Source organism: Afipia dichlorophenoxyacetatis (assembly GCF_055386385.1).
The window spans coordinates 1,064,701-1,087,430 of sequence record NZ_AP029250.1 but is presented as its reverse complement, the minus strand read 5'-3'; the positions used below and the strand labels follow the sequence as shown (position 1 = coordinate 1,087,430).

19 protein-coding genes are annotated in these 22,730 nt (G+C 59.1%); 6 read left to right on the top strand and 13 right to left on the bottom strand.

Going from position 1 to position 22,730, the window contains the following annotated elements:
- Positions 1 to 48: 48 nt before the first annotated feature.
- Entirely contained in the window at positions 49 to 948 is a 900-nt protein-coding gene (locus ACZ5C3_RS05075; protein ID WP_464035758.1) for a metallophosphoesterase family protein, read from the top strand.
- 19 nt (positions 949 to 967) lie between these two features.
- On the opposite strand, the gene ACZ5C3_RS05070 is transcribed toward ACZ5C3_RS05075, so the two are convergent.
- From ACZ5C3_RS05070 to ACZ5C3_RS05060, 3 genes are all read right to left on the bottom strand, one after another.
- The gene (locus ACZ5C3_RS05070) at positions 968 to 1,528 is read right to left on the bottom strand and encodes a hypothetical protein (RefSeq protein WP_464044569.1); all 561 of its coding nucleotides are present in this window, start codon (positions 1,526 to 1,528) and stop codon (positions 968 to 970) included.
- 197 nt (positions 1,529 to 1,725) lie between these two features.
- Entirely contained in the window at positions 1,726 to 1,935 is a 210-nt protein-coding gene (locus tag ACZ5C3_RS05065) for a DUF4170 domain-containing protein (RefSeq protein WP_464035757.1), read from the bottom strand.
- Positions 1,936 to 1,964: 29 nt separating this feature from the next.
- Entirely contained in the window at positions 1,965 to 3,602 is a 1,638-nt protein-coding gene (locus ACZ5C3_RS05060) for an isocitrate lyase (protein WP_464035756.1), read from the bottom strand.
- Positions 3,603 to 3,811: 209 nt separating this feature from the next.
- Between ACZ5C3_RS05060 and ACZ5C3_RS05055 the strand changes: the two genes are divergently transcribed.
- The 5 genes from ACZ5C3_RS05055 (at position 3,812) to ACZ5C3_RS05035 (ending at position 9,400) form a co-directional block, all read left to right on the top strand.
- Positions 3,812 to 5,263 (top strand): helix-turn-helix domain-containing protein, encoded by a 1,452-nt coding sequence (locus ACZ5C3_RS05055; RefSeq protein ID WP_464035754.1) that lies wholly within the window; start codon positions 3,812 to 3,814, stop codon positions 5,261 to 5,263.
- 97 nt (positions 5,264 to 5,360) lie between these two features.
- Positions 5,361 to 6,260: an HNH endonuclease gene (locus ACZ5C3_RS05050; protein WP_464035752.1), complete on the top strand. Its 900-nt coding sequence runs from the start codon at positions 5,361 to 5,363 to the stop codon at positions 6,258 to 6,260.
- A gap of 104 nt (positions 6,261 to 6,364) precedes the next feature.
- Positions 6,365 to 7,561: a lytic murein transglycosylase gene (locus tag ACZ5C3_RS05045; RefSeq protein ID WP_464038262.1), complete on the top strand. Its 1,197-nt coding sequence runs from the start codon at positions 6,365 to 6,367 to the stop codon at positions 7,559 to 7,561.
- Between the two features lie 139 nt (positions 7,562 to 7,700).
- Positions 7,701 to 8,204 (top strand): DUF1993 domain-containing protein, encoded by a 504-nt coding sequence (locus ACZ5C3_RS05040; RefSeq protein ID WP_464035750.1) that lies wholly within the window; start codon positions 7,701 to 7,703, stop codon positions 8,202 to 8,204.
- Between the two features lie 110 nt (positions 8,205 to 8,314).
- Entirely contained in the window at positions 8,315 to 9,400 is a 1,086-nt protein-coding gene (locus tag ACZ5C3_RS05035; RefSeq protein ID WP_464035749.1) for an alkene reductase, read from the top strand.
- A gap of 114 nt (positions 9,401 to 9,514) precedes the next feature.
- Here ACZ5C3_RS05035 and ACZ5C3_RS05030 read toward each other — a convergent pair whose 3' ends face one another.
- The 10 genes from ACZ5C3_RS05030 to ACZ5C3_RS04985 form a co-directional block, all read right to left on the bottom strand.
- A complete protein-coding gene (locus ACZ5C3_RS05030; RefSeq protein ID WP_464035747.1) occupies positions 9,515 to 9,709 on the bottom strand; it encodes a hypothetical protein in 195 nt (64 codons plus the stop codon).
- 363 nt (positions 9,710 to 10,072) lie between these two features.
- On the bottom strand, positions 10,073 to 10,504 hold the full coding sequence (locus ACZ5C3_RS05025) for an acyl-CoA thioesterase (protein WP_464035746.1): 432 nt from the start codon (positions 10,502 to 10,504) through the stop codon (positions 10,073 to 10,075).
- A gap of 33 nt (positions 10,505 to 10,537) precedes the next feature.
- Positions 10,538 to 12,625, bottom strand: coding sequence for a 3-hydroxyacyl-CoA dehydrogenase NAD-binding domain-containing protein (locus ACZ5C3_RS05020; RefSeq protein WP_464035744.1), 2,088 nt, complete (start codon positions 12,623 to 12,625; stop codon positions 10,538 to 10,540).
- 11 nt (positions 12,626 to 12,636) lie between these two features.
- On the bottom strand, positions 12,637 to 13,920 hold the full coding sequence (locus tag ACZ5C3_RS05015; RefSeq protein WP_464035742.1) for an acetyl-CoA C-acetyltransferase: 1,284 nt from the start codon (positions 13,918 to 13,920) through the stop codon (positions 12,637 to 12,639).
- Entirely contained in the window at positions 13,920 to 16,178 is a 2,259-nt protein-coding gene (locus tag ACZ5C3_RS05010; protein WP_464035740.1) for an acyl-CoA dehydrogenase, read from the bottom strand. The genes ACZ5C3_RS05015 and ACZ5C3_RS05010 overlap by 1 nt, the downstream gene beginning before the upstream one ends.
- Before the next feature lie 226 nt (positions 16,179 to 16,404).
- Positions 16,405 to 17,022 carry a flavin reductase family protein gene (locus ACZ5C3_RS05005; protein ID WP_464035739.1) on the bottom strand — a complete coding sequence of 206 codons (618 nt, stop codon included), beginning with the start codon at positions 17,020 to 17,022 and terminating at the stop codon, positions 16,405 to 16,407.
- A complete protein-coding gene (locus ACZ5C3_RS05000; protein ID WP_464035737.1) occupies positions 17,019 to 17,663 on the bottom strand; it encodes a TetR/AcrR family transcriptional regulator in 645 nt (214 codons plus the stop codon). The genes ACZ5C3_RS05005 and ACZ5C3_RS05000 overlap by 4 nt, the downstream gene beginning before the upstream one ends.
- Before the next feature lie 21 nt (positions 17,664 to 17,684).
- Positions 17,685 to 20,825: an efflux RND transporter permease subunit gene (locus ACZ5C3_RS04995; protein ID WP_464035735.1), complete on the bottom strand. Its 3,141-nt coding sequence runs from the start codon at positions 20,823 to 20,825 to the stop codon at positions 17,685 to 17,687.
- Positions 20,826 to 20,840: 15 nt separating this feature from the next.
- Positions 20,841 to 21,950, bottom strand: a complete 1,110-nt coding sequence (locus ACZ5C3_RS04990) for an efflux RND transporter periplasmic adaptor subunit (RefSeq protein ID WP_464035734.1) — start codon at positions 21,948 to 21,950, stop codon at positions 20,841 to 20,843.
- Between the two features lie 159 nt (positions 21,951 to 22,109).
- On the bottom strand, positions 22,110 to 22,637 hold the full coding sequence (locus ACZ5C3_RS04985; protein WP_464035732.1) for a cupin domain-containing protein: 528 nt from the start codon (positions 22,635 to 22,637) through the stop codon (positions 22,110 to 22,112).
- Positions 22,638 to 22,730 lie beyond the last annotated feature (93 nt).

Below are 22,730 nucleotides of genomic sequence, written 5' to 3'. Positions count from 1 at the left end.
AGGGCGCCGGAGCGTGATAGCAGTTCAGCGCGGGGTGGTCACGTTTCAATGACTTCATTTCTCCTGGCCCACCTCTCCGACCCGCATCTCGGCCCCATGCCGCAGCCGCGGCTACGTGAACTCGCAAGCAAGCGGGCTATCGGCTATTTCAACTGGCGGCGCAAACGTCACGCGGTCCATCGCCGTGACGTGCTGGGCGAGCTCGTGGCCGACATGCAGGCACAGCGTCCCGATCACATCGCCATCACCGGTGACCTCGTCAACATCGCACTGCCACTGGAATTCACTGCTGCACGCCAGTGGCTAGAAAGCGTCGGTACTCCACAGGATGTCTCATTGGTGCCCGGCAACCATGATGCCTATGTGGGCGGCATCCGTGAACATTTCCCGACAGCGTGGGCGGATTATTTGCACGGCGATGGTGCCATACAGAATGGCGAAACCACCTTTCCCTATTTGCGGCGTAGAGGTCCGCTGGCGCTGATCGGCGTTTCAACTGCTGTTCCGACCGCACCCTTCATGGCGACCGGACGGCTCGGCCTTACGCAGCGGGCGAGCCTTGAACGGCTGCTCCCGCAACTGGCTGCAGAAAACCTGTTTCGTGTTCTACTCATCCATCATCCACCTATCACATCACCCGGACGCTGGGCTGCACGCCTGCGTGACTCCGACGAGCTTGTGGAGTTGCTATCACGGCACGGCGTGGAGCTCGTGTTGCACGGACACGATCATCGCCACGCCACGGTGTGGCTCAACGGCCCCCGCGGCCGTATTCCTGCGATCGGCGTGCCATCGGCTTCAGCTTATGCGATGGGTCACACCCATCCCGCAGCTTACAATCTGTTTTCCGTCGCGAAGGAAAATGGGGCATGGCGCTGTGACCAGCACGTGCGTGGCTTCACCAAGGACATGATGCTCGGTGACATCAAAAGTGAGCGGCTGATTTAGAGATCAACGACTTTGTACGTCAGCCTCGCAGCGCCATCAGCAGTGCGAATCCGAACAGCGCGCAGAGCCCGGCGAAGAAACCTAACGTGAAAGTCAAAAGTCTGCTGCTTTGGCGCTTGACGGGCGCAGCTGATGCTTGCCCTTCCGTCTGCATCGGCGTCACGACCATCGCGTGTTCACGCTCGATCATGCGACGGGCGATATAGTCCGTCACCGCATCGACAATCGTTGCGACATCGTGCGATTGCGCGAGTACGATTCGTCCGAAGCGCGTGTCCTGCACGAAACGATAGATCCGCTTGTCGCGTCCCATCGCGATGTGCGCGACAGCATCGATCCACAGCCGCGGCGTATCACCCTGGCTGATACCGCGATCGAACAAATCGACATTCGATGGAATTTCCGAGAACAGCGAATCAAGCGCTTCGTTGAGAATCTCGAGGCGCGCGACTTCGGCATCACGCAGGTCGACCACGACACCGACACGGTCCGCGGCCTCGATCCGGGCCTTGCGCAAGGCATCGCGCAGCCGAACCGGTTTCAGCCCCGTCAAATGACCTTCCGCGTTCTGCTCGGACATTGCTTTGCCGCCTTTGTTTCAGTCTTTTTAACCTATCAGTAACTGTACCGGCGGCAAAGGCCCGGAAATAAGGCTTAACAGCCCAAAACACAGCGGCCCCGCCCGGAAAACCGGACGAGGCCGCTTTGCTGACATGGTTTGTGGCCACGCCGTGTCTCGTTTTGAGACTCCCTCTTGCGTTTCCCCGAGCTAGTGACTTAGGCCATGGCGCGCTGGGGCTCTTCCACGATGGAGAAGCGCACGCTGCCGCGGTGACGGTTCTCTTCCGACACGGTGCGCCAGGCGTCTTCAGCCTCCTTGCGGGTTTTGAAGGGGCCTTGGACCTGCGCCGAGCCTTCCACGAGCTTGTGGAAGTTCATCGAACCGAACTCGCCGCCAATCACCCAGAAATTTCTGCCTTTGGTCATTTCAGTCTCCTGTTGCCGCGTATCCACCGTTAGCCGAACTGGTTCATCGTATTGTGCACGCCACCCGCCTTCAGAGCGGCTTCACCGGCGAAGTATTCCTTGTGCTCATCACCGATGTCGGATCCAGCCATGTTCTGATGCTTGGCGCAGGCAATCCCCTGACGGATTTCCTGACGTTGGACGTTCTTCACGTAGCCAAGCATACCCTGCTCGCCGAAATACTCCTTCGCGAGATTGTCGGTTGACAGTGCTGCCGTGTGATAGGTCGGCAACGTGATCAGGTGATGGAAGATGCCGGCACGCTTGGCTGAATCGGCCTGGAAGGTGCGGATGCGCTCGTCAGCTTCAATAGCCAGCGGCGTATCGTCGTATTCCGGCTTCATCAGGTCGGCGCGATTGTACTTGCTGACATCCTTGCCCGCTTCCTTCATCGCGTCGTACACCTGCCAACGGAAGTTGAGCGTCCAGTTGAACGATGGCGAGTTGTTGTAGGCCAGCTTGGCGTTGGGAATCACTTCGCGAATGCGGTCCACCATCTTGGCGATCTGCTCGATGTGCGGCTTCTCGGTCTCGATCCACAGCAGATCGGCGCCGTTCTGCAGCGAGGTGATGCTATCGAGCACGCAACGATCCTCGCCCGTGCCGGCACGGAATTGATAGAGGTTGCTGGCAAGTCGCTTCGGACGCATCATCTTGCCGTTGCGGTTGATGATGACATCACCATTCCTGGCGTTGTCGGCGGTCACTTCCTCGCAATCCAGGAAGCTGTTGTACTGATCGCCGAGGTCGCCGGGCTTGTGGCTCACCGCGATCTGCTGCGTGAGGCCGGCACCGAGCGAGTCGGTGCGGGTCACGATGATGCCGTCTTCGACACCCAGTTCGAGGAAGGCATGGCGGCAGGCGCGGATCTTGGCCAGGAACACCTCATGCGGCACCGTCACCTTGCCGTCCTGGTGACCGCACTGCTTTTCGTCAGACACCTGATTTTCGATCTGCAGCGCGCAGGCCCCCGCTTCAATCATCTTCTTCGCGAGAAGATAGGTCGCCTCAGCATTGCCAAAGCCCGCGTCGATGTCGGCGATAACGGGCACGACATGGGTCTGGAAGGTGTCGATCTTTTCGATCAAAGCCTTTTCCTGCGCCTGGTCGCCGGCCTTGCGGGCAGCGTCGAGGGCACGGAAGATGTCGTTGAGCTCACGGGAATCCGCCTGACGGAGGAAGGTATAGAGCTCTTCGATCAGCGCCGGCACCGAGGTCTTCTCGTGCATCGACTGATCGGGAAGCGGTCCGAACTCGGAGCGAAGCGCTGCGATCATCCAACCCGAGAGATACAGATAACGGCGATCGGTCGTGCCGAAATGCTTCTTGACCGAAATCAGCTTCTGCTGCGCGATGAAACCATGCCAGCAACCAAGCGACTGGGTGTACTTGGTAGGGTCGGCGTCATAAGCCGCCATATCGGCGCGCATCAGCGCTGCGTTGTAGCGCGCGATGTCGAGGCCGGTCTTGAAACGGTTCTGCAGGCGCATCCGCGCCACGGCTTCAGCGCTGACGCCATTCCAGGTCGGCTGGGTCTTGAGCAGCGCTTCAGCAGCGCCGACCTCGCTCAGATAAGACGCCGGCCCCTGAATAGAGCGGTCATTGATCCCACGTGGCTGGTAGTTCATGTGCGTAATCCCTTTCGGCGACGATAAGGCTGCTCTTGCAACTCATCGACATTTTTGACAGTGCATTGCGAAATGTGTCCCGTGAGATAACGCGAGAAATATAAATCCGCATAGATATCTTGATTTGAATGATGATGACATGTAACATATAGACTTGTAATTAATGTAATATTGTAAATTTTGTCACAAACAGAGCGTAGGGGCGCGCCATGGCGACCGAAGCAGGAAAAAAGCTTTTCGTGGGTCCGCGCTTCCGGCGGATTCGGCAGCAACTCGGCCTGTCGCAGACCCAGATCGCGGAAGGCCTCGGCATCTCCCCGAGCTACGTCAACCTGATCGAACGCAACCAACGCCCGGTGACGGCGCAGATCCTGCTGCGGCTGGCAGAGACCTATGACCTTGACCTGCGCGACCTCGCGACCGCCGACGAGGATCGGTTCTTCGCCGAGCTGAATGAAATCTTTTCCGACCCGCTGTTCCGGCAGATCGATCTGCCCAAACAGGAATTGCGCGATCTCGCCGAACTGTGCCCCGGCGTCACCCATTCGTTGCAGCGGCTCTATGCGGCCTATACCGAAGCCCGGCGCGGCGAGACCCTGGCCGCCGCGCAGTTCGCCGATCGTGATGAAGGCGCCGGTGTGCGCTTCGAGGCCAATCCGATCGAGCGGGTGCGCGACCTGATCGAGGCCAACCGCAATTACTTTCCGGAGCTGGAGACCGCAGCAGAAGCTCTGCGCGACGAACTGAACGTCACAGCGCAGGATCTGTTTACAGCGCTGAGCGATCGCCTGCGTGAACGCCATTCGACCACGGTGCGCATCATGCCGGTCGACGTGATGCGCGAAACCTTGCGGCGCTGGGACCGCCATCGCCGGCAAGTGCTGATCTCAGAAATGGTCGACGGCTCCGGCCGTGTTTTCCAGCTCGCCTTTCAACTGGCACTCGCCGAATGCGGACCGCTGATGGAATCGATCGTCAACCGCGCCGGCCCGCTTGATGATACCTCGCGCCGGCTCTACCGGATCACGCTGGCGAATTACTTTGCTGCCGCCGCGATGATGCCGTATCAGGAATTTCACAGCGCAGCGGAGACACTCGGTTACGACATCCAGGTGCTGGGTCAGCGCTTTAACGTCGGCTTTGAGCAGATCTGCCACCGGCTCACCACCCTTCAGCGGCCCAATGCCCGCGGCGTGCCGTTCTTCATGCTGCGCGTGGACAACGCCGGCAACGTCTCAAAACGATTTTCGTCCGGCACCTTTCCGTTCTCGAAGTTCGGCGGCACGTGTCCGTTGTGGAATGTGCACTCCTCCTTCGACACGCCGGATCGCATGCTGCAGCAGGTGATCGAACTACCGGACGGCAGCCGGTATTTCTCCTTAGCGCAGATGGTCCGCCGCCCTGCCGCGCCCTATCCACAACCGCAGCCACGCTTCGCGATCGGACTCGGGTGCGAAATACGTCATGCGTCCAAGCTGGTCTATGCCAGCGGACTGGACCTGGAAAAAATTCAGGGCACCCCCATCGGCGTCAACTGCCGGCTGTGCGAACGAGAGAACTGCAGCCAGCGCGCCGAACCGCCGTTGACCCGGACGCTCATTCTCGATGAGAACACCCGGCGGGTGTCGTCGTTCTCGTTCAGCAATGCGCGGGAGCTGTGAGCCCCAAATATCCCCTTAGTCAAAGGTATTGACCTTTGACAATGTAATCACTCAATGCCCAAACTCCACACCAAACGAGGTACGCGATACGCATCAAATGGGATTTGGAATTTTCATTCACCGTTCAGACTCAATCTATGACGACAGCCCAGCTGAACGGTATCAATTTCCGTCCCAATATCTTAGCCGCGCACAGGCATGCCTCGGGGACTGGATCATCTACTATGAGCCTCGCAAGGTAGGCGCTCCCCGCGGATACTTTGCCATGGCGAAAGTACAGCAGATTATTCCGGACCCCAAAGTTGCAGGAATGTATCTCGCACTTGTCGAACCCGGTAGCTATTTAGAATTTAGCAGGCCCGTACCCTTCAACGGCCCCAATGGCATCGTGGAACGAGGTATCTTGAACGAGAAGGGAGGCATCTCGGGGCGCGCCCAGTCTGCGGTTCGACCAATCTCTCCGATCGATTTCAATCGCATTATCGAGATGGGCCTAGAAGAGACCGAGCCCCTTCTGCCACGCGTTGGTGAAGTTACATCGCTATCCCAATTCGATGAAGAGCAGGCTCCCTTCCAGCACGAGGAGATTCGCGATCGGTTGAGCTACCTGTCGTCAAGGATTGTGCGAGATCGTACCTTTCGTCGAATTATTCTAAGCGCATACGATCAACGCTGCGTGGTTACGGGGCTAAAACTCATCAATGGTGGCGGCCGCGCAGAAGTTGATGCAGCGCATATTAAACCGGTGAATGCCAACGGGCCCGATACCGTGAATAATGGAGTTGCACTTTCTGGAACCGCTCATTGGATGTTTGATCGAGGATTGATCGGCTTGGATGACGACCTCAAAATCCTGATATCACGACATGTCAACGATCCGGACGGTGTCCGGACTCTTATAAACAAGAGCGGTCACGCGCTTCTTCCTCAACGACCATCTCAACGTCCGCATCCAACTTTTCTCAAGTGGCACCGAGAAAATTGCTTCAAGCAATAGCTGCCGTGACCAAGCACAGCAAATGATCTAATTTAATTACGAGTGAGGTATCTATCTTGAAGCTACTTAGGCAAATTACTAAGCACGTTGCTCCTGTCCTTCTAATAGTTGCCGCACAAGCTTGGGTTTCCTCCCCCGCCTCGGCCCAGAGCGGTGCCGCGTGTCACGGCGGGCAGAGCTTCGCCCAGTTTCTTGCACAACTGAAACAGGACGCTGTTGCCGCCGGTGTTTCGCAGCGCGCGATCGCAGCCGCATCCCCGGGCCTGGTGTACGATCAGGGCATCGTCAATCGTGATCGCGGCCAGCGTGTCTTCGGTCAGGTCTTCACTGAATTCGCCGCGCGCATGGCGGCGGACTACCGGATGCAACAGGGCCGCGCGAAGATTCAAACCTATGGCCAAGCTTTTGCGCGCGCCGAAAAAGAATACGGCGTGCCGCCAGCGGTGATCGCCGCGTTCTGGGGGCTTGAGAGCGATTTCGGCGCCAATATGGGCAAGCTGCCAACACTGCGTTCGTTGGTGTCGCTCGCTTACGACTGTCGCCGCGCACAGATGTTTCATGACGAAACGATTTCTGCTCTGAAGATCATCGATCGCGGTGACCTGACGCCGGGCGAGATGATCGGCTCATGGGCCGGCGAATTAGGACAGACGCAATTCCTGCCCTCGCACTACTATAACTACGCCGTCGACTATGACGGCGACGGTCATCGCAACATGCTGCACAGCGCACCCGACGTGATCGGATCGACGGCGAATTACATCGCCACTGCGCTGAAATGGCGCCGCGGCGAACCATGGCTGCAAGAGATCCGGGTGCCGGCGAATCTGCCGTGGGATCAAGCCGATCTCACCGTCAAGCATCCGCGCTCGAAATGGGCGGCGTGGGGCGTGACTTACGCGGACGGCCGCCCATTACCGAACGACGATCTTCCGGCATCGGTTCTGTTGCCGATGGGCCGCACCGGACCAGCCTTCCTCGCCTATGCGAACTTCGCCGCTTACACCGAATGGAATAACTCGCTGATCTATTCCACAACAGCCGCCTATCTCGCAACGCGCATCGCGGGCGCAGCCCCGATGCGTAAGCCGGCGACTCCCGTCGCGCAATTGCCGTTCAACGAAATTCGCGAATTGCAGCAATTGCTGGTCCGTGCCGGATTCAATGTCGGCAAGGTTGATGGTGTGCTCGGGCAACAAAGCCGCATCGCCGTCAAAACCATGCAGACGAAATACGGACTGCCGGCGGATTCGTGGCCGACCTCGGAATTGTTGGCACGGATGCGCGGCGGACCGCGCTAGTGTCCCGGTTCTGACATTCGTATCAGCTTGCGGCTGGTTCGTTTGCGAATGGCAGAACCTAAGGGACACCAGTGTGCCTTGACACGACCGGGATTTAGATCGAGAGCAACCGCCACGATCTCACCCGGAAAGGTCACTCATGTCGTTCTACGATGGCTCTGCGCCGCTGTTCATCCATACGCTCACCGCCCTCTCCAAGATTCTTGCTAAGGCGGAAGCCTACGCTAAGGACAAAAACATTGATCCCGCCGTGCTTCTGAACGCGCGGCTCCATCCAACGATGTATCCGCTCGCGAAGCAGATTCAGCTGGCCTGTGATTTCTCCGGCAAAGCCTGCGCCCGCTTCACGCAGACCGAATTGCCGGTGATGGCCGACACTGAAACAACGTTCGAGGAATTGCAGGCGCGCATCGCCAAAGTCATCAGCAACATCAAGGCGCTACCTGCGGAAAAATACCAGGGCGGAGAGGCGCGCGAGATCACCTATCCGATCGGGCAAGACAAAACGGTGACAGTGACGGGGCAACAATTCCTCAATCACGCCGCTTTGCCGAACTTCTTTTTCCATTGCGTCACCGCCCATGACATCCTGCGCCACAACGGCGTCGAGATCGGAAAACGCGATTTCCTAGGGATGTCATAGGCTTCACGGTCATTAGCGCTATAAGCCCGCGCGCACATATTTTGTGCGAGCGCAGGCTTGAATCATTCAACGGCGTTAAGTACATGCAGTTGCATTGAGTCCGACATGGGATGCCCCAGATGACCTCCAAACTTTTCGACGCCTACAAGCTCGGCCCGATTACTCTCAAAAATCGCGCTGTGATGGCGCCCTTGACGCGCAACCGCGCTGGCGCCGGCTTCGTGCCCGGTCCACTGGCCACGGAATACTACGGACAACGCGCCTCAGCGGGATTGCTGATCACTGAGGCAAGCCAGATCTCGCAGCAGGGCCAGGGCTATCAGGATACGCCCGGCATCTATTCGAAAGATCAAGTTGCGGGCTGGCGCAAAGTGACGGACCGCGTTCACGAACGCGGCGGACACATCGTCATCCAGCTTTGGCATGTCGGCCGCATCTCCCATACGTCGTTGCAGCTGAATAACGGGGCTCCCGTTGCACCTTCCGCCATTCGCGCCAACGGCAAGACGTTCGTCGGCGGTACGTTCGCCGACGTGTCGGAGCCTCGTGCGCTAGAGTTGAATGAAATTCCCGGCATTATCGATGACTACAAGCGTGCGACGGCAAACGCCTTGGAAGCCGGCTTTGACGGCGTCGAGATCCATGGCGCCAACGGCTATCTGCTCGATCAATTCGCACGCGATGGCGCCAACAAGCGCACCGATGCTTACGGCGGGCCGATCGAAAATCGCTCCAAGCTGATGCTCGAAGTCTCCAAAGCCGTCTCTGAGGTTGCAGGCGCTGATCGCACCGGCATTCGCATTTCGCCGGTGACACCGTCGAACGATCTCACCGACAGCAATCCACAGGCTCTCTTCAACTACATCGTCGACGGCCTAAATGCTCTGAAGCTCGTCTACATGCACGTCGTTGAAGGCGCGACCGGCGGTCCGCGCGACGTTGCACCGTTCGACTATGAAGCCCTGCGCAAGCGCTTCAACGGCGCATACATCGCCAACAACGGCTATGACTTCAAGCTCGCCAACCAGGTGCTGGACACCAACAGGGCCGACCTGATCGCATTCGGAAAGCTCTACATTTCGAATCCCGACCTCGTTGAACGCCTCAAGCTTGGCGCACCGCTCAACGACTTCGATAAGGCAACTTTCTACGGCGGCAACTCGAAGGGCTACACGGATTATCCCGCAATGGCATGATCCGAGGTGGACTTTCTCCGAGCCCTCCAAAAGCAACGAGGCCGGGAGCGATCCCGGCCTTTTTCGTAGCATTTGCGCGCGCAATTCTGCCGCGCTTGATGTTGGCCTGTCAGATTAGGCTGGTTGAGGCTCTACCCGGCCGGCAAGACATTGCGTCGCAGCACGTTCTGCTTCGCGCGCATTTTTGAAAAGTCTGCCGTCGAGGGGATTGAACCGATGGGTGGCTGCAAAGAATCGGAAACCGGCTTTATCACGAACGACGATGCCTGCGGCTTCCGAGCTAACTTCGATGATGTACGTATCAGACATGCTTTTTTACTTTCGTGCCCGCCTCTGGGTTCCTCACGCGCACTAACTCGAAAGAAGTAGAAAAGTTTCCGTTCAAACTCTTCTTTTCTTCGAACGCTTTCACATCACCATATGCATGTCGCGGGCCAACTTTTTTCCGGCCTATTTTGCCCGAAATGACTCGAACGTAAGCGAACCATGCCACGGCGCTGTGCAACGCGCCGCACCTGTAGGCGCTTCGCGCGACAGTTTTATAACCTGGCAGCGGCTTTAGCAGGGCATGAGCGAGGCAAGATGCCGCAACTGAGTCATCGCCTCAAAATTCGCACAAACGTCATCATCGTTAAGACGTGTAAACGAATCAGCTGTGATCGAATCGGCGTCTCAGACCGTCGTGTGCGATGGTTGTTGCGCGATCACTTGCGGCTTGCCGTGATCGTCAACAGACACATACGTATAGTTGCCGTCGGTCACGAGGATGAGCCGGGCCTCATTGCGGCGCTGCACCCACGCTTCGAGATGCACGGTGATTGAGGTGCGGCCGATACGCACCGTGGTGGCATAAACGGACACCACGTCGCCGACATAGACCGGCTTGCGAAACGTCATCGCTTCAATCGCGACTGTAACGTTCCGGGTCTGCGTGGTCTTGTAGGCGTAGATGCTGCCGGCGAGATCCATCTGACTCAGCAGCCAGCCACCGAAGATGTCACCGTTCTGGTTGGTATCCGCCGGCATCGCAAGCGTGCGGATCGAGAGCTCACCCTGCGGTTCGGTCGGCGCCGGAGCAGCGTGGACAGCTGTCGTCTCTGCCATGAATGGATATCCCCAGATCGTTGAGTGTGAGACTTAAGCGAAGCTATCCCAGCCCGCATCGGGTTTGAAGCGGCTGCCGAACTTCGCTTCCAGCGCCTTCAGCGTCGTCACGACATTCGCCGGTCCGCGCGTACGCGCATAGTTCAACGGGCCGCCGCGGAAAGGTGCGTAGCCTGTACCGAAGATCATCGCGCCATCGACAAGATCGGCGTTATCCACAATGCCTTCACGCAGACAGGCAACACACACGTTCGACATCGGCAGCACGAGACGATCGATCATCTCGTCGGTCGGAGCGATCTGCGACGGCATCTTGACGGCCTTGCCGTCCTTCCAGTCGTAGAAGCCCTTGCCGGTCTTGCGGCCGAGCTCTCCCTTCTGCACCTTGTCACGCAGCCAATCCGGAGCCGGGGGCAACGCAGCCTCGCCGAACTTGGCGCGCAGCATATCGCCAACCGCGAGGCAGATATCGAGGCCGACCTGATCCGCTAGCTCGATAGGTCCCATCGGCATGCCGAATTTTTCCGCGGCCGCATCGATGACAGCCTTGTCGACCTTTTCATCGAGCATGACCATCGCTTCCAGCATGTACGGCGTCAGCGCGCGATTGACGAGAAAGCCTGGCGAACTCTTCACGGGCAGCGGCAAGCGGTCGATGGCGCCGACAAAGCGCAAAGCCGTTGCCAGCGCCTGCGGATCGACGGTGTCATGACTGACAACCTCAACAAGCTGGAGCCGCGACACTGGATTGAAGAAATGCAGCCCGAGAAGTCTCTCAGGCGACTTCAGCGTGGTGCGCAGATCCTGCAGCGGAATGCTCGACGTATTGGTGGCGAGAATGGCGCCGGGCTTCATCACTTGCTCGAGCCCTGCATACACCTTCTGCTTGAGGTCAAGCTTCTCGGGAACAGCCTCGATGATCAGGTCCGCGTTGCGTGCCCCCTCGCCCGTCATATCGGGAATCAGGCGATCGAGGGCATCACGCACGTCGGTTTTCTTGCGGATGATTTTGCCAAACAAATCTGCAGCGCGCTTCATTGCGTCAGCGATCGGCTCCGGCTTCATGTCGGCAAGCGTCACGCGCAGTCCGCGGTTTGCGCACCACGCGGCAATATCGCCGCCCATGGCACCCGCACCGATCACGTGCACGTGCTTCACGGTATTCGTGCCGTCAGCTAACTCCTTCATCAGCTCGCGCACGAAGAACACGCGAATGAGATTCTGCGCGGTCGGCGTGACCATGAGATTGGCAAAGGAGGTTTTTTCCGCCGCCAGCATCGCCCTGCGGTCGCCGCCGTGCTGCTCCCACAGATCGATCAGCGCATAAGGAGCGGGATAATGTACCTTTGGTGCGGTCTTGGCCGCTTCGCTCCGCATCCGGTTGGCCAATACCCCACGCACGGGACCGAAATTCATGATCTTGGCAGTCAGGCTCTGCCGGCGTGGCCGCAACCGGCCAAAGATCGCGTCTTTCACAGCGCCGCGAACATGCCGTTCCTGCGTCACCGCTTCGACCAGACCCAGCGACTTCGCGCGGCGTGCGTCGATGGTTCGGCCGGTCAGCATCAAGGTCATCGCTTCGAGCGGACTGATCAACTGCGTGAAGCGCACTGTGCCGCCAAGTCCAGGGTGCAGACCCAACATCACCTCAGGAAAGCCAAATCGTGCATTGTCGATGGCGATGCGCGTGTTACAGGCAAGCGCCACTTCCAAACCGCCACCGAGGCAGAAGCCATGGATGACAGCAACGCTTGGGATCTTCAGCGCTTCGAAACTATCGATGACTGCATGCGCCTTGCCGATCTCCGTCTCCACTTGGCGTGGATCGGCTGCGCCGCGAAACTCGTTGACGTCCGCGCCCGCAATAAAGCCCGAGGGCTTTGCGGAACGGACGACCAGTCCGACAGGGCGCTCGCTTTCAAGCGATGTAACGATCTGGCTCAGTTCTTCCAGCACGTCTGCAGAAAGCGTGTTCGCGCTCGCCCCTTCGCGATCGAACAACAGCCACGCAATGCCATCGCTGTCGCGGGTCAGCTTGAAGTTCTTGTAAGGCCCTGGCGCGGGCGTCGGCCCGAGGTCAAGCACGTGATCCTTCAGAACGTCCATGATACGGCTGTCCATGATCGTTCCCTCTATACCGTCTCAATCAGCATGGCGCCGCCGAGGCCACCACCGATGCACTCGGTGGCGATACCGCGCTTGGTCCCAAGCCGTTTCATTGCGTTGACCAGATGCAGCACGATGCGGTTGCCGCTGGTCCCCACCGGATGGCCGAGACTGATGGCACCACCATCGACATTCAACTTGGTTTGATCGAGCTGGCCCGCAGCACCGTCAAGTCCAAGCACTTCACGACAAAACTTGTCGTCATTCCACGCCGCAAGACAGGCGAGCAACTGAGACGCGAAAGCCTCATTGATTTCCCAGGTCTCGACATCCTGAAGTTTCAGATTGTGCCGCTTCAGCAATTCAGTCGACGAGAGCACCGGACCGAAGCCCATGATGGCAGGATCTAATCCCGACCATGCGCTGTCGACAATGACAGCCTTCGGCTTGAGGCCGTGTTTGTTGACCGCATCTTCCGACGCGAGGATCGTCCAGCAGGCCCCGTCAGTAATCTGTGACGAATTGCCGGGCGTGACCTGTCCCCATGGCCGCTCAAATGCCGGCTTGAGCTTGCCGAGCTTCTCGATGGATGAGTCCGGCCGCACGCCATTGTCATGGTCGTAGAACTTGCCGTCCCGCGCGAAGGCGGTCTCAACTTCCCCCTTGAGGAAGCCTTGCTCTTGCGCGAGCGCCAACCGCCGATGGCTTTCCACGGCGTAGGCATCGGCCTGTTCGCGCGTCACGCCCATCAGATGCGCGATCACTTCCGCCGTCTGCCCCATATTGAGGTCCGTTGCCGGATCAGTGAGACCCCGCTCCAGTCCAATGATTGGATTGAAGTAAGACGGGCGAATTTTCAGGAACGCTGCAAGCTTCGCCAGGGGCTCCTTTGCGGTAGCGAACTTCGCGAACCACCGCACACCGGACTGCGGAAACACCAGCGGCGCGTAGCTCAGCGCTTCCGCGCCACCCGCCAAAATCAGATCGGCCTTACCGGCCTCTATGTAGCGATAGGCCGTATCGAGCGACTGCATGCCGGAGCCACAATTGATCTGCACCGTGAACGCCACCATGCGTTCGCCCATGCCGAGCCGCAGCGCCGCGACACGCGCCGGATTCATCTCGTCCGCGATCACGTTCACGCAGCCGAGAATGACCTGATCGAACGCGTTTGGTTCAAAGGGTTGCCGCGCCAACAAAGGCCGGCCGCATTGCACGGCGAGATCAACCGGGGTGAAGGGCCCGGGGCCACCTTGTGCTTTCAGGAACGGCGTCCGCGCGCCGTCGATAATATAAACCGGACGTGCCATCAGCTTGCCGCCCGGTCAGGTGTAGTTTGCTTGTGCTCTGGCCGCTTTTTATAAATCGGTGAGAGAGCTTCAGGCGCAAAGTCATCGACATCGATCACCTGCGCGACCGCATCATGGGCAGCCTTGATCTGGTTGCCCTCCTCCGCAGTAATGACACCTTTCTTCACGGCCTCGCTCCAGTCGCGTAAGTGCGCCGCGCGCATTTTCTTCTCGATCGCCTCGTTCGCAGTCACCAACAGGAATGCTTTTTCCAGCCGCGCCAGCGGACCATCGTCGTTTGCGTAAAGCCCTGCCGTGAGACGATCACGCACCGCCGACGGCTCCAGGATCAGTTGCGCGCAGCGATGCACGACGTCGTCCGATGGACCAAGGGGATTGGAGCCGAGCGGCTGGATCAGGAATTTGAGGATCACCGCCACGAAGCGGTTGGGCATATTGGCCAACACTTCGCCCAGACGATTTTCGATGGTGCGGATGCCGTTCGCCATCACCCATTCAAGGGCAGCGAAGTCCGACTGTTGACGGCCTTCCTCCTCCCAGCGTTTCAAGGCTGCTGAAAGCAAATAGAGTTCGGAGAGAATGTCGCCGAAGCGAGCCGACAGCATCTCACGGCGCTTGAGCGCACCGCCCAGCGTCAGCAGCGCCATATCCGCACAGAGTGCAAACGCTGTCGAATATCGGGAAAGTTGCCGATAGTAACCCGTCGCGGCACCGGCATCCGGCGCGGGCGCGAAGGCGCCGCCGGTCCAACTCCGTCCCCATGCACGGAAGACGTTGGTGATGGCGTGACCGACATGCTTCCAGAACGCCTTGTCGAACGCGTCCAGCCCCTTCTTGCTGTCAGCATCGCCAATGGCGTTCATTTCCTCCAGCAGATACGGATGCGCGCGGACCGAACCCTGCCCGAATACGATGAGATTACGCGTCAGGATGTTTGCGCCTTCCACCGTGATGGCGACCGGCACCGAGCGATAAAGGCTGCCCATGTAATTCTGCGGCCCATCGATGATGGCCTTGCCGCCATGCACATCCATCGCGTCGTCAACGGCAATGCGCAGCCGCTCAGTAGCGTGTAGCTTCATGATGCCGGAGATTACGGCTGGATGAATTCCCTGATTGAGCGCGGCGCAGGTCAACCGGCGCGCGGCATCGAGCTGATAGGCCGTGCCGGCAATGCGCGCGAGCGGCTCTTCGATGCCTTCGAACTTTCCGATCGGCACATGGAATTGTTCGCGGATGCGCGCATAGGCACCAGTCGCGCGTGCGCAGTAAGCGGCCCCCGCCGCCGACTGCGACGGCAGCGAGATGCCGCGCCCTGCCGCGAGTGCAGTCATCAGCATCTTCCAGCCCTGGCCGATGCGTTCGCGCCCGCCGATGATGAAGTCCAGCGGAATAAAGACGTCCTTGCCCCAGTTCGGGCCGTTCTGAAACACCTGCATCGCCGGCAAATGGCGATGACCGATGCTTACGCCCGGCAGATCAGTCGGGATCAGCGCAACGGTGATGCCGAGTTCTTCCTCGTTGCCAATCAGATGATCCGGGTCGTATGCCTTGAAAGCCAGACCAAGCAGCGTCGCCACGGGGCCAAGCGTGATGTAGCGCTTGTGCCAGTTCAGGCGCAGGCCAATGGTTTCCTTACCCTCGAACACACCCTTGCAGATGATGCCGGTGTCGATCATCGACGCCGCATCGGATCCTGCTTCGGGGCTGGTCAATCCAAAGCATGGGATCTCGCGGCCTTCGGCGAGGCCCGGCAGCCATTTATCCCGTTGCTCCTTGGTGCCGAAGTGCATCAGGAGTTCACCCGGCCCGAGCGAATTCGGCACCATCACGGTGACAGCCGCCGTGACCGAGCGCGATGAGATTTTCCGCACCACTTCCGAATGTGCGTAGGGCGAGAACCCGAGCCCGCCATGTTCCTTCGGGATGATCATGCCGAAGAATTTGTTGCGCTTGATGAAGTCCCAGACTTCCGGCGGCAGATCACGCCATTCCCAGCTAACCTTCCATTCGTCAACCATGGCGCAAAGCTGTTCGACCGGGCCGTTCAGGAAGGCGGTCTCTTCCTCGGTCAACGTCGCAGGCGCGAAGGCCAGCAATTTCGACCAGTCCGGATTGCCCGTAAAAAGATCCGCATCCCACCAGACGTCTCCGGCTTCCAATGCCTCGCGCTCCGTGTCGGACATCGGCGGCAGCGCCTTATGCGCCCATGCGAAAATCGGCCGGGTCAGCAGGTCACGTCGAAGGGAAAAGCTCATGGCGGGATTCCTTTGGGACGAGCCTCAATGCGAGCAACGCTCAGGTTGCGAGGAAATCAGCGAACACGGAAGTCAAACACCACTGTTAATCCGCAAAGTATGAAAATCGGTTGAAAATCACACCACGCACACGTCCCGAAAGGCAACCGCTAATCCGCTCAAATCGTTCCCGCAAATCGCCCCGTAAGGCTTTTGCACCGCAAAGCCTCACGGGGTCTTGAGCGCTTTAACGAGGGCGGATCATCTCGAACATGGCATCCGGCCGGACCTGCACATAGTCCCCCATCCGCCCGGCACGAAGGATCGGATAGGCTTCCGCCGTCTGGTAAACGCCATCCTTGATGAGGCTCTTGTCGATATAAACCGCGACCACCTCGCCAAACGTCACCCAGGCATTCGCCTTGGCGCCATCCGCGCCCTGCAGCTGGATCATCTGGGTCAGCTTGCATTCGAAGGTGACCCGGCTTTCCGAAACCCGCGGCACCTTCACCTTCGTGCTCGGCGCCTTCGAAAGCCCAGCAACGATGAACTCATCCGTCTCGTGTGGGACGCTGGCAGACGTCATGTTCATCTGCTTGGCAATATCTTCGGTGACCAGATTCCAGCAGAACTCCTTGGTCTCCTGGATATTGGCCACCGTGTCCTTCCAGCCAGTGCTGGAGAAGCCGATGATCGGCGGCACATAGCAGAACGCATTGAAGAAGCTGTAGGGCGCCAGATTGACGTGCCCCTTGGCGTCCTGCGACGAAATCCAGCCGATCGGCCGGGGCCCTACGATGGCGTTGAAAGGATCGTGCTTGAGGCCGTGGCCCTGGGAAGGTTCGTAGTAGTGAAAGTCGCTCATAAAGACGCTTTATCCGCTGCGGTTTTGCCCGACGACATATCGGGCGTCCCCAGCGTAAGGCCCGCGACAATAAAGTCTATCATTTGATCGAGGCTTGGCCCCGGCTTGTGAGCGCTCTGTTCGATCATCTGCGGGTGGAAAAACCGCAACATACCCGCGCAAGTGATCTTGGCGGCCAGTTCTACGTCGGTCACGTTGAAAGCCCCTACCTTCGCACCATCGGCGATCACCAGGCCGATGGCCATCACGACACGATGCATATGCGCTTCGCAAACATCCCAGCTTTCTTCCATGGCGATGGCGACCATCTCATGGATCTTGGAATCGCCGACAAAACGCTCGGCGTTCATGCGGCTGACGGTTGCCAGCAGTTCGTGCAGCCGCTCAGCCGGAGGCGTGGTCTTCGCGGCGATTTCCTCCGCTGCGGTCTCGACCTCGTTCATGAGCCGCCGCGCAACACCCTCATGAATGGCCTTCTTGGAATCGAAGAACCGATAGATGTTGGCCGGGCTCATCTTGAGCGTCTTGGCGATATCGGCGACCGTGGTCTTGAGATACCCGACATCGCGAAACAACCGCTCGGCAGTCGCGAGAATGCAGGCCCTCTTTTCAGCGTCGGTATCGTCGTGAAGCAGTGTCATGTCGCTATAGCTATCAATCGGTTATTCGGCTGCGACCAGTGGCGGCGCATGGCGGACATGATCCGCCTGCATCGGCACATGGCTTTCAGCCTCACCCTGACCACGTTCGTCGAGACTCTTCCTGAACCATAGCGCATAGAGGCTCGGCAAGAACAGTAGCGTCAGGAAGGTGGCAACAAACAATCCACCCATGATGGTGATCGCCATCGGGCCCCAGAAGGCCGACCGCGACAGCGGGATCATCGCCAGGATCGCCGCCAATGCTGTCAGGATCACCGGACGGGCGCGCCGGACCGTTGCCTCGACGATCGCTTCCCGCCGCGTCAGGCCATGAACAACGTCCGTTTCAATCTGGTCGACCAAAATCACGGCGTTACGCATGATCATGCCGGCAAGCGCGATCAGGCCCAGTAAAGCGACAAAGCCAAACGGGCTGTTGGCAACGTTCAGGCCCAGGGACGCGCCGACAATGCCCAGCGGAGCTGTCAGGAACACCAGCACAAGTCGCGAGAAACTCTGCAGCTGGATCATCAGCAGCGTCAGCATGCCGATCACCATCAACGGAAACAGCTTGTTGATCGAGTCATTGCCCTTTTCGGATTCCTCGATCGCGCCGCCGATCTCAATGCGATAGGCCGGCTGCAGGCTGTTGCGAATGTTCTGAAGCTTGGGCCAGATGGCATTGGTCACGTCAGGCGCCTGCACGCCGTCTACGATATCGGCCCGTACCGTGATCGCCATGTCGCGGTTGCGTCTCCAAAGAATCGGCTCCTCGTGGGCATACTCAATCTTCGCCACCTGCGACAGCGGCACCGCGACACCATTGCGTGAATAGATCGTGAGATCACCGACGCGACCAAGATCAAGCCGCTCGGAAGGCACAGCACGGGCCACCACACCAACCTTTTCGATGCCGTCACGCAGGGTCGTGACCTGCACACCGGAAATCAGCATGGCGAGCGATTGGGAGATGTCCTGCGGGGTGAGCCCGAGCGCACGGGCACGGTCCTGATCTACCGCCAGTTTCAAGTAAGGCGTTTGCTCGTTCCAGTCGAGATGCGGATCGACAGCACGCTTCTCGGTGCGCATGACCTCGCGCACTTGATAGGCGATATCGCGAACCGTCTTGGTATCAGGGCCAATCACGCGAAACTGAACCGGGAAGCCCACGGGCGGACCGAAGTTGAAGCGGTCGACGCGCACCCGCGCTTCCGACAGCGCACCGTCGGCCACAGCCTTCTCGAGCCGCGCCTTGATGCGTTCGCGCGCGGGGACATCCTTCGCAACGATCACGGTTTCCGAGAATGACTCGTTCGGCAACTGCGGATTGAGGCCAAGCCAGAAGCGTGGCGACCCCTGACCGATGTAGGTCGTGTAAGTCTCGATATCCTTGTCGCCCTTCAGCATCGCTTCGGCCTTCTTGGCGCTTTCCTTGGTTACGCCGAAAGCCGTGCCTTCCGGCAACCGCAACTGCAGGAACAGCTCCGGCCGCTCCGACAGCGGGAAGAACTGCTGCTGTACATGACCGAAGGCGACAATCGAGGCGATGAAAATGCCGATGGTCGCAAGCACCACAGTGACGCGGCGCCGCACACACCACTCGATGACACGGCGCAAACCGCGATAGATCCGCGTCTCATAGATCGCATGTGGATCGTGGCTGTGCGCATGCTTGGTAAAGTTCGGCAGCAGCTTGACGCCGATATAGGGCGTGAAGATCACCGCGACAAACCACGACGCAACCAGCGCAATGGCGACCACCCAGAAGATGCCTCCGGCATATTCACCGACCGACGAATTCGCAAAGCCGATCGGCAGGAAGCCGACAGCAGTCACCAGCGTGCCGGTCAGCATTGGGAACGCCGTGGATTCCCAGGCAAACGACGCCGCCTTCACACGATCCCAGCCCTGCTCCATTTTCACCACCATCATCTCGACCGCGATGATGGCATCATCCACCAGCAAGCCGAGCGCGATGATCAGTGCACCGAGCGTGATGCGGTGCAGATCCATGCCCATCGCGTTCATTACGATGAAGACGATGGCAAGCACCAACGGCACGGACAGTGCTACCACGATGCCGGTGCGCCAGCCGAGCGCGAGGAAGCTGACGAACAGCACGATAGCGAGCGCTTCGATAAAGGAGTGAATGAATTCGCCGACCGCGTGCTCGACGACCTTCGGCTGATCCGCGATCTGCTCGATCTCGAAACCTTGCGGCACCGCCGCCATGAATTCATCAGTCGCCTTTTTGACAGCCTCGCCAAGCTCCAAAATGTTGGCGCCCTTGGCCATCACGACACCGACACCGAGCGCAGGCTTTCCTTCCTGGCGAATCTGGAAATCGGGCGGATCGACGAAACCATGCTCGACAGTTGCGATATCACCCAGGCGGAAAACACGGCCGTTGCTTTCTACCGGCGTCTCGGCCACGGCCTTCACGCTGTCGAAGGCACCTGTCACACGCAACGGCACACGCTGCGCGGAGGTCTCCACCGTACCAGCCGCAACGACGGCATTTTGCTTGGCGAGTGAATCGAACACCGTCTGCGGCGTAATTCCAAGTGTCGCCAGCTTGGCGTGGGAGAACTCGACGAACACGCGCTCATCCTGCGTGCCGTAAAGATTGACCTTGATCACATTCGGCGTCTTCAGCAGATGCTGGCGCAGACCTTCGGCAACTTTCTTGAGCTGCGCATAGTCCGCGCCGTTCCCCGTCAGCATATACAGGATCGAATCGACATCGCCGTATTCGTCGTTGACATTCGGTCCGATCAGATTGGCGGGAAGATCGCTTCTGATGTCACTCAACTTCTTACGCAGCTGATAGAACAGCTGCGGCACTTCCTTCGCAGGCGTATTGTCCTTGAAGGCAACCTGCATCGCCGTGAACGATGGCTTGGTATAGGTCGTGACCTTGTCGAAATAGGGCAGTTCCTGAAGCTTCTTCTCGATCCGATCCGCCACCTGCTCCTGCATTTCGGTGGCTGTCGCGCCTGGCCAAATGGCGGTGACGACGACAACCTTGATCGTGAACGACGGATCTTCCGCGCGCCCAAGACGCTCATACGAAAAGAATCCACCGATGCCGAGCATCACGATGAAGAACAGGATCAGCGTCGGATGCGCAACGGCCCAACTGGAGAGATTGAATCGCTTCATGGGTCCCTCACAAAATTAGAAGGCAAGCGAAGAGACGACCCTGACCTTCTGGGCCGGATCGAGTTTCTGCACGCCAAGCACAACAACGCTGGCGCCTTCCTCAACACCGCTGGTGATGAGCACGTCCTTGCTTTCGTAAGCTTTGACCGCCACCGGCTTGAGCGATACGTCGCCTGTCTTGGCGTCGGCGACATAAAGCGACGGCGCGTCTCCTTGGCTGAACAGAGCAGACAACGGCACGCGCGCGACACGCTCGGTTTCGGGATCGGAGAGAGTCAGCGTTGCCGTCATGCCCAGCGAAACGGCGTCGTCAGCGGTCGGTAGCGAGAACTTCGCCAGATAAGTACGGGTCGCAGGATCGGCCGCCGGCGCAAGCTCACGCAGCTTGGCTGTGTATTTCTTGTTGGGATCCGACCACAGCGTGACATTGGCCGCGCTCTGCTTGGCGAAGGTCACCATGGTCTCAGGGATCGCCACCACGGCTTCTTTTTCCGAAGAGCGCGCCACGCGGATCGCGGTCTGCCCCGATGCAACGACCTGCCCCGGCTCGACCAACGTCGCGGTGACCACCCCCCGAGCATCCGCCTCGAGGGTGGCATATGATAGGCTGTTATTGGTCAGTTCGACCGAGCGCTGGGCTCGGTTCAGGCGCGCCCGCGCCTCGTCAGCAGCAGCCTTGGCCTGATCGAGTTGGGCATCGGTAGACCAGCCCCGCGCCCGCAAATCCTTGGCGCGCCCCTCGGCGGCACTGGCTTGCGCCAAGACACCGGTCGCAGCGGTCAGTTCCGCGGCTGCCTGCTCGGCCTGCAATTTGAGATCGATCTCATCGAGGGTGGCGAGCGGCTGGCCGACCTCGACGATCTGCCCGACTTCTACGAGGCGCTTCGCCACCTTCCCAGGAACGCGGAAGCCCATGTCGGCTTCGATACGCGGCCGGACAGTCCCGACAAAGGCGCGCTCCGGCGAGCGGGACTCATAATGGACCGTCGTCACCAGTACGGGGCGGCCCTTTTCGTTCTCCTTGGCCTGCTGCTCGGTGCAAGCACCAAGCGCAAATGGCAGCAGGAGCGCTCCCGCCAGAACTAAACCACTGGAAAGTCTTCGAAATTCAAAAATAATAGGCATCGGAAGGCCCTCGCATCCATGCGGAGACCTTCCTCTAACGATTGACGATTGTCAATATTCGTCACTAGTCACAATGTCGCAGTGCAACCTCTTGAGGGAAAATGGCTATCCCGGCGAGCGCTGCCGGATGCCCAAATTTTCCTCTTGGCGAACGCGTGCTTACTTTTTCTCGGCGGGATCACGGTGGATGGGGTCCACCCACAACACGGTCTCCGGCTTCTCGACAGGCTCGATATCGAGATTGATCGCAACCGCCTCGCCGTCGCTGCGCACCAGCACGCATTCGAGCGGCTCGTCCGGGCTGGCGTTGATTTCCTGATGCGGCACATAAGGCGGCACGAAAATGAAGTCGCCGGGACCTGCTTCTGCCGTGAACTGCAGATGCTCGCCCCAGCGCATGCGGGCCTTGCCGCGCACAACGTAAATCACGCTCTCCAGATGACCATGGTGATGAGCACCGGTCTTCGCGTCCGGCCTGATCGTCACTGTGCCGGCCCACAATTTCTGCGCGCCAACGCGTGCAAAATTAATTGCCGCCTTGCGATCCATGCCGGCCGTCGACGGCACATTGGAGTCGAGTTGATCGCCAGGAATGACGCGGACGCCATCATGCTTCCATCGGTCATGATCGTGCGCGTGGTCATGCGCATGATCGTGTGAATGATGATGATCGTGCGATCCGGACATGGTCTTTCCTCGACTATCGTGTTGGCTGTCGTTGTGCGTGATGCCGCGCACGTCAACAGATATGGAACTTTGCGTCAACGCCGCTGTTGTCTT

Excerpts from the sequence above, each read along its gene's own strand:
- ACZ5C3_RS04995 (WP_464035735.1), bottom strand. The coding sequence starts at position 20,825 with ATGAAGCGATTCAATCTCTCCAGTTGGGCCGTTGCGCATCCGACGCTG.
- ACZ5C3_RS04990 (WP_464035734.1), bottom strand. The coding sequence starts at position 21,950 with ATGCCTATTATTTTTGAATTTCGAAGACTTTCCAGTGGTTTAGTTCTG.
- ACZ5C3_RS05025 (WP_464035746.1), bottom strand. The coding sequence starts at position 10,504 with ATGGCAGAGACGACAGCTGTCCACGCTGCTCCGGCGCCGACCGAACCG.
- ACZ5C3_RS05070 (WP_464044569.1), bottom strand. The coding sequence starts at position 1,528 with ATGTCCGAGCAGAACGCGGAAGGTCATTTGACGGGGCTGAAACCGGTT.
- ACZ5C3_RS05040 (WP_464035750.1), top strand. The coding sequence starts at position 7,701 with ATGTCGTTCTACGATGGCTCTGCGCCGCTGTTCATCCATACGCTCACC.
- ACZ5C3_RS04985 (WP_464035732.1), bottom strand. The coding sequence starts at position 22,637 with ATGTCCGGATCGCACGATCATCATCATTCACACGATCATGCGCATGAC.
- ACZ5C3_RS05015 (WP_464035742.1), bottom strand. The coding sequence starts at position 13,920 with ATGGCACGTCCGGTTTATATTATCGACGGCGCGCGGACGCCGTTCCTG.
- ACZ5C3_RS05030 (WP_464035747.1), bottom strand. The coding sequence starts at position 9,709 with ATGTCTGATACGTACATCATCGAAGTTAGCTCGGAAGCCGCAGGCATC.
- ACZ5C3_RS05005 (WP_464035739.1), bottom strand. The coding sequence starts at position 17,022 with ATGAGCGACTTTCACTACTACGAACCTTCCCAGGGCCACGGCCTCAAG.
- ACZ5C3_RS05035 (WP_464035749.1), top strand. The coding sequence starts at position 8,315 with ATGCCCCAGATGACCTCCAAACTTTTCGACGCCTACAAGCTCGGCCCG.
- ACZ5C3_RS05075 (WP_464035758.1), top strand. The coding sequence starts at position 49 with ATGACTTCATTTCTCCTGGCCCACCTCTCCGACCCGCATCTCGGCCCC.
- ACZ5C3_RS05020 (WP_464035744.1), bottom strand. The coding sequence starts at position 12,625 with ATGGACAGCCGTATCATGGACGTTCTGAAGGATCACGTGCTTGACCTC.
- ACZ5C3_RS05055 (WP_464035754.1), top strand. The coding sequence starts at position 3,812 with ATGGCGACCGAAGCAGGAAAAAAGCTTTTCGTGGGTCCGCGCTTCCGG.
- ACZ5C3_RS05060 (WP_464035756.1), bottom strand. The coding sequence starts at position 3,602 with ATGAACTACCAGCCACGTGGGATCAATGACCGCTCTATTCAGGGGCCG.
- ACZ5C3_RS05050 (WP_464035752.1), top strand. The coding sequence starts at position 5,361 with ATGGGATTTGGAATTTTCATTCACCGTTCAGACTCAATCTATGACGAC.
- ACZ5C3_RS05000 (WP_464035737.1), bottom strand. The coding sequence starts at position 17,663 with ATGACACTGCTTCACGACGATACCGACGCTGAAAAGAGGGCCTGCATT.
- ACZ5C3_RS05065 (WP_464035757.1), bottom strand. The coding sequence starts at position 1,935 with ATGACCAAAGGCAGAAATTTCTGGGTGATTGGCGGCGAGTTCGGTTCG.
- ACZ5C3_RS05010 (WP_464035740.1), bottom strand. The coding sequence starts at position 16,178 with ATGAGCTTTTCCCTTCGACGTGACCTGCTGACCCGGCCGATTTTCGCA.